The organism is Gammaproteobacteria bacterium CG11_big_fil_rev_8_21_14_0_20_46_22 (assembly GCA_002796245.1).
In the GTDB taxonomy this organism is placed as follows: Bacteria; Pseudomonadota; Gammaproteobacteria; order UBA12402; family UBA12402; genus 1-14-0-20-46-22.
This window is the reverse complement of sequence record PCWT01000003.1, coordinates 14,834-31,420: the sequence shown is the minus strand read 5'-3', so window position 1 is coordinate 31,420 and position 16,587 is coordinate 14,834. Positions and strand designations below refer to the sequence as shown.

Here is a 16,587-nt window from a genome sequence, read left to right as displayed (position 1 = left end):
TTTCGTCAACTCACAGGATAACGGTTTACTCAAAAGCGGACATTTTAATTTTGGTAAAAGCGGACATTACTATTTTGGTATGACATTTTAATCGCACCCTCAAAGCGCTACGCACAAACCAACTGGGGCGTCTCCCTAAATTGAGGCTTACCCTAAAGCCACAGGATATTTCGTTTCGCCAGTGCAAAAAAAATACCAGCTAGACAAAAATCTCTACGTTATCCCATGGAACGAAGTTAGCTAGAAGCACTAGATGGAAACTCTCTCAAGAACATCTGTAATCTTGAAGTGGAACCAGTAACTCATCATGCCTAGAAGAACTCTCACGCACCCTAAGAGGGGGCGGCAAAGGGCTACGTAAGGAATCGCCATAAAAAGCCGAAGCCGAAGTTAAAGGAGAGGCACCTCTCAATGACGTATGACTTAAGTCAGAGTCAGAACTAAAACTAGAGCCAGAACTAAAACTAGAGTCAGAGTCAGAACTTGGCCTAGAGTCAGAACTAGCGCCAGCGCGAGAAGACAACGCGTTTAGGGGGACTTCAAAGAATGGTAACCCAACCCTTTTGGGCGCTTCCTGCACCAAACAAAATGAGCGCCTCGCCTCATAACAAGCGTCTACCACAGCAGGAGTCTTAACAGACTTTAAACACAAATCTATGCACCAAGATAGAAATGCCTTACTATGAGAGAAGAAACGCCATACTTTCGGCAAATCACGCAAAGATTCTTGACTATCAAGCTCCGATACAAATGCAAGCCATATTTGAACAACAGAATGAGAGTGATCATCCGAACGTTGTCGCCAATTCGCATAAAGCGCTTTTTTCAACGCGACTAAACCGCCTCTCTTATTCTTGCACCTAAACAAAGCCATTTTAAAATTATCTATTAAATTAGCATTAGACCAGCCCTTACTTCGCAACGAAGAGAAACAGCCGGATAAAGATTCCCCAGAATGAAGAATCATGAAATCAAACACGGCCGGATCGCGCTCAGCACCACTCATTAACGCAGAAACATAATCATTAAACGCAGGCATTGATCTCACCAGATCGAGCGCAACGACCTCCAAGCCCGTCATTTGCTGCGCAGGTGAAAAAACACTTTTCGCATATGCCACAATCCTATCCCTGCCTGCACACCGAAGTTTACGATGCGCAAAACAAGATAAAAAATGCGCCGCTTTCTGAGAAGGATCAATCAAATTATCTAATTTAATCGAATCAGCTGTTATTTTTAGAATTGTTTCAAAGTGATTTTCTCGAGGCGAGTCGCTAGTCTCAGGATGTGTTTCGGCCATCCCTGGCACGTGCGGAAATGCTACTATAAGATAAGGCAAAAAAATCCTTCGAAGCCTGGTAGTTTTAAGTGATAAAGCCAAAAGAGACTCAATAGGTCGCTCGGATGAAAGCGTTGAACCAACTAATGAAACAAGAACACGAAAATCATCGTCCCTCCTGTTTTTCGCCTCCAAAAGCAACTGTAATGCCGGCAAAGGACCACCACAAGCAGCAATCGTTCGCGACAATGCCTCTCGATCGACCCGATATTCATTTTTATATTTTTGCACATGAGCCAACAATTCAGCTCGATTCTTTATTTTGATCCTCGATCGCCCAGTTAGAGATAACACCTGCATTCGCTGTCCCGCAAGTCGGTGCGCGGACCGCTCAGGAGATAACCCATCAACGACACTGGCCTGTCTTTTTCCAAGAAGAGATTGGGGAGCAGTTTGAGGCATAAGATATCCATTTGTTCTATTTTTTATCAATATTAACTATTTAATATTAACTTAACATTAAAAGCGCCTCTAGAAATTAAAAACTATTTGTTGATAGGGCTCGCAATTAGTATTACTATACGGGCATGTATACACGTAAATTGCAAATCAAATTACCAGTGAAGCAATCCACCTTTTTATGGGGTGCAAGGCAGACAGGTAAATCGAGCTACCTCAGGCAGCATTATCCTGACTCAATTTATTATGATTTGCTTAGCACGCATGAAATCACCCGCTTTACTCGTGAGCCTCATTTACTTTACGAAGAAATTAGTGCGCTTTCTAAAGATAAATTAAAGCGCCCTGTTATTCTCGATGAGATTCAAAAAGTGCCTGATTTGCTTAATGAAGTGCATAGATTGATAGAGGATAAAAATGTGCAATTTATCCTTTGTGGCTCGAGTGCACGTAAATTAAAGAATCAGGCAACTAATCTGCTTGGCGGACGAGCATGGATATACCATTTGTATCCTCTTACTTTTGCTGAAATTAAGCGTTTTGATTTATTAAAAGCCCTTCAATATGGGTTAGTTCCTTGCCACTATGATGCAGAGCCAGAATTCATTAATGATTATTTACAAGCTTATGTTGATATTTATTTAACAGAAGAAATTCGCAATGAAGCTTTAGTAAGAAACCTTAAAGGATTTTCACGCTTTCTCGATATTGCTGGCTTTTGCAATGGGCAAATGATAAATGCGAACAATATTGCGCGTGATTGTGGCGTTGATCGAACCACTGTGCAAGGTTATTACCAAATTCTTATTGATACCATGTTGGGTTATCATATATATCCTTACAGAAAAAAAATAAAACGTGACATCATTACAGCAACACCTAAATTTTATTTGTTTGATGTTGGCGTTGCAAATTACCTTGCCAAACAAAAACCAATAAGCTTAAAAGGCCAAATTGCAGGCCAAAGTTTTGAGCATTTTATTTTAATGGAGCTTAAAGCGTATATTGATTACTCACGCAAACGTATCGATATCACTTATTGGCGCACCAAAACAGGATTGGAAGTAGATTTTATCTTAGGTGATGCGAAAGTGGCCATCGAAGTTAAAATAAGTGAGCAAGTTCATCGGCAAGATTTGAAGGGTTTAATTAGTTTCTGTGAAGAACATCCTAAAGCAAAGCCTGTTGTTGTTTCGCAAGACAGACGCGAAAGAATTTTAGAAGTAAACGATAGTTTATCGATTCAGATTATGTCTTGGCTTGCTTTTTTAAAGCAATTATGGAGTGGTGAGATTATTTAGGGCGTTTTTGCAATTAAAAACTCCACCAATTTCCAATAGCTTGTAGCTTAACGCCGCTGATCTCATCAATAACTTAGTCATTAAAATTCTTTTTATACCTTGTAATTTCGGAATATATATCCTATTATACCAGGTATGTTGATACGCTGGGTGACAGAAAAACTTAAAAAAAGTCTATCGCAAGTACCTGCGGTTGCTTTGCTTGGTGCCCGTCAAGTAGGCAAAACTACTCTTGCCAAAAGCCTATCAAAAAACATAGATTCCATTTACCTTGATTTAGAATCACCAGAAGATTTATTGAAGCTTAATGATCCAGTCAGCTTTTTAAGCAGTCAAAGCGGTAAATTAATCATTCTTGATGAGATACAACGAACGCCAGATTTGTTCATGGTATTACGGGGACTAATTGATAAAAATAGAGCGCTAGGTCATAAGGCGGGGCAGTTTTTACTGCTTGGATCAGCTTCCATGGATTTATTGCGCCAAGCTTCTGAAAGCCTTGCTGGACGTATTCGCTACATTGGAATGAGTGGCCTGAATATCCTTGAACTTGACAGTGATTCGAAAGCACAGCGAAAACTTTGGTTACGCGGAGGATTTCCAGATAGTTATTTGGCTATCGATGACGACATGGCGATGGATTGGCTTGAAGATTTGATCCGTACTTACCTTGAAAGAGATGTGCCACAAATGGGTTTCCATGTGCCTGCAAATAGGTTGCGTCGTTTATGGACGATGCTAGCTCACTTGCAGGGCGAGCCCGTAAACCACTCCAAACTAGGAGGCAATTTAGAAATTGATGGTAAAACGGTTAGTCATTACATTGATATATTGGTGGATCTTTTGCTGGTTAGACGTTTGGAACCTTGGCATGCTAACGTAAAAAAACGACTGGTTAAATCGCCGCGTTATTATATTCGTGATAGCGGTATTCAACATCGTTTATTGGGCATTGATAGTTATAACGCTTTACTTTCTAACCCGGTTCTAGGTAAAAGCTGGGAAGGATTTGTCATTGAGAATATCCACTCGATATTACCGCGTCGTGCTGAAACTTATTTTTATCGCACAGCTGCTGGAGCAGAAATTGATTTAGTGATTAAGATGCCTTCATCAGAAGTTTGGGCGGTAGAAATCAAACACGGCATCTCACCTAAATTGGATAAGCATTACAGCCAAACATGTGATGATGTTGGCGCAACTCAAAAATATGTACTTTATGGTGGTGATGATGAGTTTTCAGTGGGTCGTGATGTGACTGTTATTTCATTGCTAAAGTTTATGAAAAAGCTCCAGTCTAATTAAAAAAGCCATTGGTTTTTTAATTGGCGGACGGCGAGGATTCGAAACCCCAGTGCGCGACCCGGGCTAGACAACTATTTAGCGTTAAGGCCATTGATTCAAGATAAAAAACGGGTTAAAATTGACCAAAATAATAGGCGAACTCTAAAGGCTTACCATGAAAATAGAACAAATACCCAACACGTTGGCCGAAGCTGTCGAAAAGCACAAGCTAAACCCCACCGCTCTTCTAAGTTCTCTTAATGAATTAACCCATGCAGTTCAAGAACACAAAACCTCAACGCTTTCATTTATACTTGCAGGCCAAGCCCCAGCACAAAATCATCAATTAGACGCGGCTGATTTTAGCTTGTTTGCTTTGCGTGAAACTGATATCTTAAAGTTTGAAGATAAAAAGGTCTACTTTTTATACCCAGAGAGCATTGCAGGCAGAAACCACCAAAATGAAACGCAATATACCACTGAAAATTTACAACAAAGACTATCAACACTAAAATCTCAATTCAAAGAAAAAAGCACCCCTAGCAGCAGTAGCACGTTTTATATCCCCTTGTCTGACAAGCAACACTGGACAAACCTAGCCATTGAACTTGAACACCAAAGCAATGGCCAGGTCGTGGTTAAAAGTGCAACGCTGTATGACCCGCTTAAGCAAGTCACTCCCAATCACAAGCAGGCTGTAGAAGCTGCCTTGGGCGATGGTGTAGAACTAAACTGCCAAACCCTTCAAAAACAAACGGACGCTAGCAGCTGCGGTTATTGGGTGTTGTTGCACATCCAAAGCGGGCTCGATCAAAGGAAAAGCCCACAAACGATCAAAAGCCTAGCTGATGCGTACAACAACAAGAGCACTAACGGCCAACAAGCCAGAACAGCTGTCGATGGTGTTATCCAAGCCCTTGCGGATGAAGGGTGCGTCAAGCAAGCTGCTGCAATCGCACAGAAAAGTAACGACATGCTTTCAACACTTGAAGACTACGAAAAGGCTATTAGAACGGAAGAGGAAGAAAGACACAAACAAGCCAGGGCCAAAGCAGCTACAACAGCGCAAGCTCCTGCTGCCGCAGCAGCGGCCACTGAGGTGAAAACGCCACCCACACCACGCGCCGAAGATTCAGCTAGCTCAAGAACCGCTACCCCACCCTCATCACCTCGCAGTGTGAGCAGCGCAGAGCCGTTCAGCGAAAAAAGCGAAGCCAGCACCAGCAGCGAGCGCAGCACTAACTCACGCGCGTCCAGCGTTTTCGAAAACAGACTGACTCGTGACGAAGAGTTTGAAGAGATAGACAAGCTTTTTTCCTCCTATTCAAGCACCCCTAGACGCGGCGAATATGACGAGCCACTGAGCAAAAAGCCACGCACGGCATTGTATGCTCAAGATGAGTTCGGACAAAGGGTTGAGAGCCGAATCGACACATTGCTTGGCCTACCTGCGCGCCCAGAAAAAACAGAAGCCGCTAAAACCACTGACACGCAAAGCAGCCAAACGCTGAACAACACCCATACGCTCATTCAAACATCCGGCGACAAAAAACTGATCAAAGACTTTGATAACGCGCTAATGGACCGATATGTCAAATTAAGAAATGTACGTCTTGAATTTGACGAAGTCATGTTTCGAAAAGCACAGATTCAAACACTGAAAGAATTCAATGAAAAATTGAAAAAAGATGAAACTGCTCGCCAATACATCGAAGAGCCGAACGCTGAAACAAACTCAGCAGCACCTGAAGCAGAAACACCCCCCAAAGCCACAAGCACAGTCTTAAACGAACAGGCCTCCAGGTTTTTTAACAATGCTGTCAATACTCTGCTACACCCGGTTGCCACCATGCAAAAAAAGGTCGGTAGTCGGTTCGCAAAAGGCTTAACTGTCGCACCATCGGGGCAAACCAAAGCCCCACGAGCCAGAACGCAACGAAAAGTCAGCCCGAACCCTTTGCTGGCTATTGGGCGTGGTATTGCGAAACTTTGGTCAAGGCGCCCCGGTAAGCCAAAGCCCCCACCAAAAAACCCCTTAGATCCCTATCGGGAGAAAATAGTAAGACCGAACCCCAGGCCAGCAACTCAACCACAGGCTCAAACACAGCAACACACAGGAAGAGCCAGAAGACTGTTCAGATGGGTAGCTACTCGTTTGGGTTTAAAAAAATCAGCAAGCTCTATGCCGACGGAGAAGGATACCGCTCAAGCTGCGACTGCCGCAGCAGACAGCGATGATGCGCACTTGCAAGCTGCAAGCAGTGCTCTAAACAGCGCATCTGCTGCTGTAACTCCAACACCAATAATAAGTGGTGAACCTACTGCTGCACAAGCCCTTAGTGCTACGAGCACCACAGCAGCTGTGACGCGCGCTCAACAGTCAGCAGCAGTTATCCCAGATAACAATGAATCAGCAGCAGCAGCTGATGAAGTGCCCGGCTTAAATCACCAGCTGCTTGCGCCTTTTCTAGCCGTTTTAGGACAAGGGGATAATGAAGCGCCGCTTGAAAACACCAGCCTCTATGCTATGTTCATAACCTACATGTCTTGGATGATTAGAAAAAATACCCCAAGTGCCTCAACGCCCACTGACTCAACACAAAATGCGATTGCAAATGCCGAAACAGCTGCCAATGAAGCAAGAGAAACAGCGACTAAAGCCAGGACAGTCGCAGATGAGGTGGCAGCTTCGCCTGAGTTTGCAGAAGCCCGTGCGCTGCAGGCACAAGAGCTTGCTCAAGTTAGAGCTGCAGCCGCCACGGTTGAACAGCGCCTTCAAGCAAAACCCCAACAGCAACGGCCTGCTTCGAAATACCATGCCGCAGACAAAATTCAAGTGAAAATTGTACTAAAGCGCCTAGAAAAAAATAACATCGACTACCTAGACCAGTTTATTGACGCACTGAATGAAAAACCTAAAAGTCATCAAATTAACACAAAAACACTGGACGAGCTCATCGCGCAGCACGTTCCAGAACACGATCAACGACACATAAGAGAGATTTGTCTTAAAGGTACTGCGGATGCCCCTCTTGAAAGCCCAAGTACCCCACCAGCGCCTTAGGCACTCGAATCTCACCCGTTGCGCTCTGGTAATTTTCCATGATCGCAACGAGGGTGCGGCCGACCGCCAAGCCAGAGCCATTTAAGGTGTGCACAAGCTCCGGCTTGCCCTGCTCGTTTCGAAAACGCGCTTGCATATTGCGCGCTTGGAAATCTTGGATATTACTGCACGAAGAAATCTCACGATACGTATTTTGACCCGGTAGCCACACTTCCAAATCATACGTTTTGCTGGAGGAGAAACCTAAATCGCCCGTGCACAGCTTCACAGTACGGTACGGCAGCTCCAGCTTTTCTAAGATCGTTTCCGCATGGCGGGTTAACTGCTCGTGTGCCGCCACGGACTCTTCAGGTTTCACCACCCAAACGAGCTCGACTTTATCGAACTGATGCTGGCGAATCATACCGCGCGTGTCACGGCCGTAAGAGCCCGCCTCACTGCGAAAACACGGCGAATGGCAGACAAACTGCAACGGCAAATGCTCAGCCGGCACAATCTCATCACGCACGAGGTTCGTCACCGGAATTTCGGCCGTTGGAATCAACGCCAAATCCTGGTCTTTAATGTGAAACAAGTCTTCACCAAATTTCGGCAACTGACCGGTGCCATACAAGCTGGCACTGTTGACCAAATACGGCACGTACACTTCTTCGTAACCGTGTTCTTGCGTGTGCACATCCATCATAAACTGCACCAAAGCACGGTGCAGTCTGGCCAAGGGGCCGCGCAGCACCACAAACCGTGAGCCGCTGAGTTTTACCGCGGCATCAAAATCCATCCAGCCATTAATCTGCCCTAAGGCCACATGATCTTTCGGGGTGAAATCAAATTCACGCGGGGTACCCCAGCTGCGCAGTGTCACGTTTTCGCTTTCATCTTTACCCACCGGCACATCGTCTTGCGGAATGTTTGGAATGGATTGCATGATCGCCATTTGTGCTTCATGCACCGCGTTAAATTCGTCTTCAGCGGCTTTAAGCTCATCACCCAAGCCTGCCACTTGCGCCATAATCGGGGCGGCATCCTCACCTCTGGCTTTAGCCTGGCCGATGGATTTCGATAAGGTATTACGCTGGCTTTTGAGTTCTTCGGCTTTAACCTGTAAGGCTTTGCGCTTTTCTTCTAGGGCTGTGAATTGCCCCACGTCGAGCTCAAAGTGCCGACGCTTGAGCGCTTTGGCCACGGCTTGTGGGTCTTGTCGTAATACTTTACTGTCTAGCATTTTATTTTCCCATGATTAAGGCCACACCCAAACTGGCAGCCAGCACACATAATACAACGCTGAGTAGGATATTCAACAGGCCAAGGCCGAGATGACCTTGCTGCCAGAAGTTGACCACATCCAGGCTAAAGGTGGAAAAGGTCGTAAACGCACCCAACAGACCGATCAACACAAAGCTTTGTAAGGCTTGCGAAAACGGTGCTTGTTTTAAAGCATAGGTCGCGATCAAACCCATGAGAAAACTGCCGAGCACATTAATCGATAAAATGCCCAAAGGGAAATGCCCGCGATAAAATGATGTGACCACAAAGTTTAACAGGTAGCGCAATACCGAGCCCACTGCGCCGCCTAAGGCGATAAAGAGTATGTTGATCAGCATGTTTGGCTCCTAGTTAAACGTAGCAACCGTCTTTGTGAGGAGCGAAGCGACGAAGCAATCTCAAGATTAATGGTCCAGATTGCCGCGCTCACTAACGTTCGCTCGCAATGACGTTATTGCCCAGCCCCCTTAAAGGTAGAAAGACAGGCGAAGGTTGATAATGACATACATGGCAAATTACGCATCAGCATCCAAGCCGCGCAAAAACGCGAGCTTTTCCCCAATCTTTTTCTCTAGCCCTCGATCCGTCGGATGATACAAAGACAAATCGTTAATCTCATCCGGCAAGTATGACTCGCCTGCGGCATACGCATGCGGCTCATCATGCGCATAACGATACGCTTTACCGTAATCCAAACTTTTCATGAGCTTGGTGGGTGCGTTGCGAATATGCAGCGGCACTTCCAATGCACCGTGCGATTTCGCAGCCTCTATCGCTGCATTATACGCGGTGTACACCGCATTACTTTTCGCTGCCACACTCATGTATACCACGGCTTGTGCAATCGCAAGCTCACCTTCTGGCGAACCCAGACGCTCTTGCACTTGCCAGGCATTTAAGGCGATTGTCAAAGCGCGTGGGTCGGCGTTGCCAATGTCTTCGCTCGCCATGCGTACCACCCGTCTTGCGATATACAAAGGATCACAGCCACCGACCAACATCCTGGCAAACCAATACAAAGCCGCATCCGGTGCCGAACCGCGCACTGATTTATGCAATGCAGACATCAAATCGTAAAACGCCTCGCCTTTATTATCAAAACGCGTGTACGTTTCACCCATCACTTCTTGGACAATACCCAAGGTAATATGCCCTTGCTCAGCAATGTCGCCTGCCATCTCTAAAAAATTTAATAAACGACGCGCATCGCCACTGGCCGCATCGATCAATACCGCTTGCGCTTTTTCATCGATAGAAAGCTTAAGCTCACCCAAACCGTTTTGTTTATCGTTTAAGGCATGATGCAAAACGTGTAAGAGCTCGTCTTCGCTGAGCATTTTCAATACATACACACGCGCACGCGATAACAAAGCGTTATTCAATTCAAAGGAAGGGTTTTCCGTGGTCGCGCCAATAAAAATTAAACTGCCCTCTTCCACGTAGGGCAAAAACGCATCTTGCTGCGCTTTATTAAAACGGTGGACTTCATCCACAAACAACACCGTGGCCTTGCCGGTCATGGCATGGCGATTTTTAGCCGCTTGCGCAATCGCGCGAATCTCTTTCACACCCGCTAGCACGGCGGATAAGGTTTCAAAGGCTAAATCGGCTTGCTCTGCCAACATGGTGGCTAACGTGGTTTTACCCGAACCCGGCGGGCCCCAAAAAATCATGGAATGCAACTGCTTGGCTTCGTAGAGTTTTCGCAGCGGTTTGCCCTCACCCAATAAATGCGATTGGCCCACATAGTGCGCCAAATCGTGCGGCCTAAGCCTCGCTGCTAAGGGTTGGTAGGCTGTCATTGTCCATCCATATTGACCACAGTCGTGCCTTTTGGCCAGTGGAGTTTAAATTCGCTATTTGAAATATCACTATTTTCATTTTGATCAGAGAAATGAATTAATGTGGTTTGGCCTAAGTTATTACTCAAGCGCAAAGTATCCAAGGTCCCACCAGAAAAACCCAGCTTGAGCGACTGAAACAACGGCGAATCTTGTTTCGGTGTGAGCGTGTACCACACCTCGCCATGTTGTTTCATTTTAGCTACTGTGAATGACTGGCTCAAATCCGTTGCTTGCTGGGTGAGCAATAACACGGGGGTTTTCGCTAAGTTAGTATCCAAGTTTTTAATCGTGACTTGCGCCAAATCCGGCTCATACATCCAAACTTTTTTTCCATCAGACACCGTGATTTGCTTCATGGGCTTATCCACTTCCCAGCGAAACAAGCCCGGGCGCTTAATCGCCACACTGCCAGAAGATTGTTGCAACACGGCGCCACTATTGGATAAGACTTGCTGTGAAAATTGCGCTTTAAACGTCGCCGCTTTGGCCAGTAGTTGATTCAAATCGCCAGCCGGATCGGCCCAAACTGACAAACTCAAGCACAGACTTAAACACAGTGACAAGACTCGCTTCATACCCACCTCAGTTCTGCTCTGGCAATAAAACTTCGCGCTGCCCATTACTGCCCATCTCGCTGACGAGGCCTGCAGACTCCATCGCTTCCAATAAATTCGCTGCGCGGTTATACCCAATCTTCAAACGACGTTGCACAAAAGAGATCGAGGCACGTCGACTTTCAATGACAATCTGCACGGCTTGATCGTATAAAGGGTCAGCCTCAGGGTTTTCACCACTTAAAATACCGTCGGCATTACCACCCTCGTCATCGCCTTGCAAAATCTCATCGATATACTCGGGTGCACCGCGTTTTTTCCAGGCTTCCACTACACGCAAGACTTCATCATCATCCACAAACGCTCCATGAATACGCATAGGCACACTCTTGCCCGGCGGCAAGAACAACATATCACCATGACCCAGCAACTGCTCTGCACCTTGTTGATCCAAAATGGTGCGTGAATCCACACGTTGCGACACTTGAAACGCAATACGCGCAGGGATATTGGCTTTAATCAAACCCGTGATCACATCCACACTCGGACGTTGTGTCGCCAAAATCATGTGTATACCCGCAGCACGCGCTTTTTGTGCAATACGCGCAATCAGCTCTTCGACTTTTTTGCCCACCACCATCATCATATCGGCCAGCTCATCGATGATGACCACAATTTGCGGCATCGGTTTCAAATGCGGCACACTGTCGGCCATCTCCTCAGGCACTAAAGGATTGGGGATCGTTTCACCAGCTTTTTGGGCCTCATGCATTTTTTGGTTGAAGCTGGCTAAATTACGCACGCTCATCGCCGACATCAAACGATAACGCCTGTCCATTTCTGCCACACACCAGCGCAATGCATTCGCCGCCTCTTTCATATCAGTCACTACCGGTGTCAGCAAGTGCGGAATGCCTTCATACACCGAAAGCTCCAGCATTTTCGGGTCGATCATGATCATGCGCACATCATCGGGTGTGGCTTCAAAGAGCAGGCTTAAAATCATGGCATTAATGCTCACCGACTTACCTGCACCGGTTGTACCCGCAACTAATAAATGCGGCATTTTGGCTACATCCGCCATTATCGACTCACCTGAAATGTCTTTACCTAACGCTAAAGTTAAATGCGAGTTGGCTTGCTTATACGCTTTGGTGTTTAAGACATCGTACAAGCGCACCACTTCACGATCTTCATTGGGAATTTCCAAACCAATGTATGATTTACCGGGAATCACTTCGACGACACGCACGCTCATTTTTGATAAGGAACGCGCCAAGTCTTTTGACAGTGTGGTGATTTTGCTGACTTTCATACCCGGCGCCAAATTGATTTCAAAACGCGTGACCACAGGGCCCGGGTACGCGCCCACCACTTCGGCCTCAATACCAAACTCTTTCAAACGCGCTTCGACTTGCTCAGACAAGGATTTCAATTCCTCAGCACTGTAACCGTACTGTTTTTCGGCTTTCACTTGATCGAGCAACGTGATCGGCGGCAAGCGTTTATGGTTATCAGCCGATAAATCGATATCGCTTTGGCCGGCTTTCTTCAGTTTCACACGTTTAATTTTCGCAGGCTTTTCAGCTTTAGGTTCCGACACGGGTGCTTTAGGCTCGGGCTTTTTCGGCATGAATTGTTCAAAACGCTTGAGTTCTTCAGCGCGCAAACGCTTGGCCTCACGGCGATCTTTTTGCCACTGCCAAGCACTGCCCATGCCGGCACGCAGCGTATCGGCTGCCCAGTGCAAAAGATCAAACCAAGAAATACCAAACCAAAGGGTTAGACCAAACAACAATAAAGTCACGGAAATCAGCCAGGCGCCGATGATGTTAAACGTCGACGATAAGCCGGGCGCGATCATTTCGCCCACCACACCGCCTGAAGCTAAGGGCACCCCGCTGCGCGCACCGGGAAAACCCAAATCTAACAACGTGGTGGTCGCACTCAGTGCAATTAAAAAGCCGATAAAACGCAGCCAAATTAAGCCCTTGTGCACTTCTTGAGCTTCTTCCTCCGATTTTTCTTGACGATGGCGACGAAAGACCACCCAAGCTAAGCCCGCAATCGCAAAAGGCAACAAATACGCGGTGTAACCCACCAGGTAGAGAATAAAGTCTGCGATCCATGCGCCGACACGGCCACCGGCATTTTGCACAAAATCTCGGCTGCCGGTTGTCGACCAACCCGGATCGGTTCGGTGGTAGCTAATCAGCGCCAGCAATAAATACAGGGCCAAACACACCAGCAAGACCAGGATACCTTCACGCAGGCGCGCCTTAGCCCGACTTTGACTCTCAACACTGGGTTTTTCTTTATCGGCCAAGCGCTTAACCCCTTAAATAAAAGGCTAAGTTTACGGGCTCAGCAGGGCTTTAGCAAGCGGGGGCTGCTTTGAACTTACAGCCAGAGTTCAGTGAAAATCCGGGTTTAATTTTCCCCGGGTTATCTCTCGCCATAGCTGCTTCGCAGCAAAGGCGGATCAACCCAGGCTATATTTTATCGCTAACGTCAATTGCGAGCGAACGTCAGTGAGCGCGGCAATCTGGCGTATTAACCTGGAGATGGCTTCGTCGCTTCGCTCCTCGCAAAGACGGTTACTACTTTTTTTGGGGGGCTTGCAGTCTGCTTCAATCTAAAGCATCGCTGGCCACATGATAATCCGGATCTTCGAGTAGATTCACCTCCACCAAGCTAGCAGCCTTACCCAAGAGTAAACGGCACTCTTGGCTTAAATGGCGAAGGTGCAAGGTCTTGCCGCGCCGTGTGTACTCATTAGCCACAAACTGGATCGCATCGATCGCCGAATGATCCGCCACACGAGAGTATTGAAAATCGATAATCACGTCATTCGGATCATTGACCACATCAAACAAGGTTTTAAAGGTGGTGGTGGAGCCAAAAAATAAGGGGCCATGAAGAGCATAAACCTTCGAACCGTTGGCTTTTACTGAAGACTTTGCCGAAATATTTTTCGCCGTTTGCCAAGCAAACACGAGTGACGCCATAATCACGCCGACAATAACCGCCACGGCTAAATCAGTCGCCACAGTCACCGCCATCACCGTGACAATAATCAAGGCATCGTGCTTCGGGATTTTTCGAATAAAATGAAAGGTGGCCCATTCAAAGGTTTCGATCACGACGATAAACATCACGCCTACCAAGGCTGCCAGCGGAATGAGTTTAATCAAGGGCCACAACACAATGACGAACAATAGTAAAAACACACCCGCCGTGATGCCTGATAAACGCCCTCGCCCGCCGGATGAAATATTAATCATGCTCTGGCCGATCATCGCACAGCCGCCCATGCTTTTAAAAAAGCCCGAGACAATATTCGCTGCACCTTGGGCCATACACTCTTTATTGCTTCGGCCGTGGGTTTGTGTTTTTTCATCAATCAATGACAGCGTCATCAGCGATTCAGATAAACCGATGATCGCGAGCACGATGGCATACGGTACAATGATACTGGCTGTGTGAAAATCAAAGGGCACATGCGGAATCGCAAACGTCGGCAAGCCCGGCATCATCGCATGGCCCACCATCATGTCGCTAACCACACGCGTGTGAAGACCGCCGACCATCACGATCACAGACACCACAATAATGGCAGTGAGCGCAGCAGGCACCGCCTTGGTAAACTTTGGCAGAAAGTGCGTGATCGCCATGGCGAGCAAGACCAAGCCTATCATGAGGTACAGCGCCTCACCGTGCAGCCACGTGCGGCTACCGTTTGCATGCAACACTTTAAACTGCTGCAACTGGGCCAAGAAAATCACGAGCGCCAAGCCATTCACAAAACCGACCATCACTGATTTGGGCAACATGCGAATCAGCTTACCCAAACGCAACACACCAATAAGAATTTGCAGTAAGCCTGTGAGGATAACGGTCGCGAATAAATACTGAATGCCGTATTGACTGACCAAAGCCACCATGACCACGGCCATGGAACCCGTTGCCCCCGAGATCATGCCTGGCCGACCACCAAACACCGCCGTGATGAAACACATAAAAAAAGCCGCGTACAAACCCACCAAAGGATCGACATGCGCAACTAAAGAAAAGGCGATCGCCTCAGGAATGAGTGCGAGAGCAACCGTTAGGCCGGATAAAAAATCGATATGAAAACGCCCACCATGAGGCATGAGAAACTGTTTGATTTGATTCATTTATTGTTGTTTCGCTAGATCAAGGTTGCGTATTGTACAAAAATCGCGGGTGAAGGTCACCCTAACGTGGCAAAAATACCGTGAAATTCGCGGGCAATTTCATGCGACCGGCTTTCTCTTGAGCCAAGCGCCCAGCCCCATAATACACATCGCCACGCTGCGGGCCACGGATAGCGCCGCCCGTGTCTTGAGCAATCATCAAACGATGAAAGCCCTCGCCTGAAACAAACACCGGCAAACCCAGCGGGATATAGCGCGTGTCCACACACAAAGAATAATCTGCAGTGAGTGGGATGGCATCGGTGCCGTAAATTGTGTTGTGCGGCAAGCGCTGAAAAAACACAAACGAAGGGTTTAAATTCAGCACCGCATTAGCCTGCCTAGGGTGCGCATTCAACCAAGCCATAATGGCCTGCATCGACATCTCTTTTTTCGATATCAAACCTTTCTCAAGAAACCAACGACCAATCGGGTAGTACGGCTGACCATTTTCACCATCATAGCCCACAGCAATACGCTTACCGTGCGGCAAATCCAAATACCCCGAACCCTGCACTTGCAAGAAAAAACGATCGACGCGTGAATGTACATAAGCAATGACACGAGCTTGTTGGCCCAGTGCACCGGCGTTGATTTGTTTTCGTGTGAGCGTATACGGGTACAGTCGGCCGTTTTTCACATAACCGGCTATTTTTTCATTTTTCCATTTCTCAGAAAACCATTCTAAACGTGTGGTGACGAGATTTTTAGGGCGTGCATAAATCGGCACTTCGTAATACGCTGTTTTCCTTAAACTCGCCTTAATGCTCGGCAAATAATACCCCGTGAGTAAGCCCTCAGGCTGCCCAGCTTCCTTGATTAAATACGGTTGAAAATGTTGCTCGAAAAAATGCTTTGCCCCACGGGGTTTAACTGACTTAGCCAAACGGCAGGCATTGGCCCAAGCGGCGTGTTGATTCTGAACCAACAATGAAGTGAGTTTTTCGCCATGCTGTGATTTCGATAACGCTAGGCAAGAGCGACGAAACACTTGAAGCGCCGGCCAAGCTCTGGCACCGGACCAATGAGGCAATTGTTGAAATGAAACGGCGTGTAGGCTTGCTGCCGCAACGCTAGCCCACAAAATAATCGAAACGGTTAAAGCCAGGATTTTTCGCATGGCTTATTGTGCCATAGGTTTTTGGGATTGTCATACTGCAATGCGCGAACCCTAATCCGTACGCCATTACCACGGAACAAACGTAGCAACCGTCTTTGCGAGGCGCGTAGCGACGAAGCAATCTCAAGATTAATGGACAAGATTGCCGCGCTCACTGACGTTCGCTCGCAATGACATTATCATAAAATGTAGCAACCGCCTT

11 protein-coding genes are annotated in these 16,587 nt (G+C 47.0%); 3 read left to right on the top strand and 8 right to left on the bottom strand.

The genetic code is table 11. The features are described 5' to 3' along the window. Positions 1-265: 265 nt before the first annotated feature. Positions 266-1,582, bottom strand: coding sequence for a hypothetical protein (locus COV52_00180; GenBank protein PIR12180.1), 1,317 nt, complete (start codon positions 1,580-1,582; stop codon positions 266-268). Between the two features lie 284 nt (positions 1,583-1,866). Here COV52_00180 and COV52_00175 point away from each other — a divergent pair, with 284 nt between their 5' ends. From COV52_00175 to COV52_00165, 3 genes are all read left to right on the top strand, one after another. Beyond that, positions 1,867-3,039 (top strand): AAA family ATPase, encoded by a 1,173-nt coding sequence (locus tag COV52_00175; GenBank protein ID PIR12179.1) that lies wholly within the window; start codon positions 1,867-1,869, stop codon positions 3,037-3,039. A gap of 126 nt (positions 3,040-3,165) precedes the next feature. After that, a complete protein-coding gene (locus COV52_00170) occupies positions 3,166-4,344 on the top strand; it encodes an ATPase (GenBank protein PIR12178.1) in 1,179 nt (392 codons plus the stop codon). A gap of 154 nt (positions 4,345-4,498) precedes the next feature. Further along, positions 4,499-7,387, top strand: a complete 2,889-nt coding sequence (locus COV52_00165; protein ID PIR12177.1) for a hypothetical protein — start codon at positions 4,499-4,501, stop codon at positions 7,385-7,387. Here COV52_00165 and COV52_00160 read toward each other — a convergent pair. The 7 genes from COV52_00160 to COV52_00130 all read right to left on the bottom strand — a co-directional run bounded on the left by COV52_00160 (position 7,332) and on the right by COV52_00130 (position 16,385). Further along, positions 7,332-8,609: a serine--tRNA ligase gene (locus tag COV52_00160; GenBank protein PIR12176.1), complete on the bottom strand. Its 1,278-nt coding sequence runs from the start codon at positions 8,607-8,609 to the stop codon at positions 7,332-7,334. The genes COV52_00165 and COV52_00160 overlap by 56 nt on opposite strands. Before the next feature lies 1 nt (position 8,610). After that, positions 8,611-8,982, bottom strand: coding sequence for a fluoride efflux transporter CrcB (gene crcB, locus COV52_00155; GenBank protein PIR12184.1), 372 nt, complete (start codon positions 8,980-8,982; stop codon positions 8,611-8,613). 183 nt (positions 8,983-9,165) lie between these two features. Next, the gene (locus COV52_00150; protein PIR12175.1) at positions 9,166-10,452 is read right to left on the bottom strand and encodes a recombination factor protein RarA; all 1,287 of its coding nucleotides are present in this window, start codon (positions 10,450-10,452) and stop codon (positions 9,166-9,168) included. Next, positions 10,449-11,114 (bottom strand): outer membrane lipoprotein carrier protein LolA, encoded by a 666-nt coding sequence (gene lolA / locus COV52_00145; protein PIR12174.1) that lies wholly within the window; start codon positions 11,112-11,114, stop codon positions 10,449-10,451. Before lolA ends, COV52_00150 begins: the two co-directional genes overlap by 4 nt. After that, on the bottom strand, positions 11,077-13,374 hold the full coding sequence (locus tag COV52_00140) for a cell division protein FtsK (protein ID PIR12173.1): 2,298 nt from the start codon (positions 13,372-13,374) through the stop codon (positions 11,077-11,079). The genes lolA and COV52_00140 overlap by 38 nt, the downstream gene beginning before the upstream one ends. Positions 13,375-13,678: 304 nt before the next feature. Then, complete coding sequence (locus COV52_00135; protein PIR12183.1) at positions 13,679-15,202, bottom strand: sodium-independent anion transporter; 1,524 nt, start codon at positions 15,200-15,202, stop codon at positions 13,679-13,681. Between the two features lie 85 nt (positions 15,203-15,287). Further along, entirely contained in the window at positions 15,288-16,385 is a 1,098-nt protein-coding gene (locus tag COV52_00130) for a hypothetical protein (protein ID PIR12172.1), read from the bottom strand. Between the last annotated feature and the right edge of the window lie 202 nt (positions 16,386-16,587).

Excerpts from the sequence above, each read along its gene's own strand:
- COV52_00175 (PIR12179.1), top strand. The coding sequence starts at position 1,867 with ATGTATACACGTAAATTGCAAATCAAATTACCAGTGAAGCAATCCACC.
- COV52_00165 (PIR12177.1), top strand. The coding sequence starts at position 4,499 with ATGAAAATAGAACAAATACCCAACACGTTGGCCGAAGCTGTCGAAAAG.
- COV52_00160 (PIR12176.1), bottom strand. The coding sequence starts at position 8,609 with ATGCTAGACAGTAAAGTATTACGACAAGACCCACAAGCCGTGGCCAAA.
- COV52_00150 (PIR12175.1), bottom strand. The coding sequence starts at position 10,452 with ATGACAGCCTACCAACCCTTAGCAGCGAGGCTTAGGCCGCACGATTTG.
- lolA (PIR12174.1), bottom strand. The coding sequence starts at position 11,114 with ATGGGCAGCGCGAAGTTTTATTGCCAGAGCAGAACTGAGGTGGGTATG.
- COV52_00135 (PIR12183.1), bottom strand. The coding sequence starts at position 15,202 with ATGCCTCATGGTGGGCGTTTTCATATCGATTTTTTATCCGGCCTAACG.
- COV52_00130 (PIR12172.1), bottom strand. The coding sequence starts at position 16,385 with ATGCGAAAAATCCTGGCTTTAACCGTTTCGATTATTTTGTGGGCTAGC.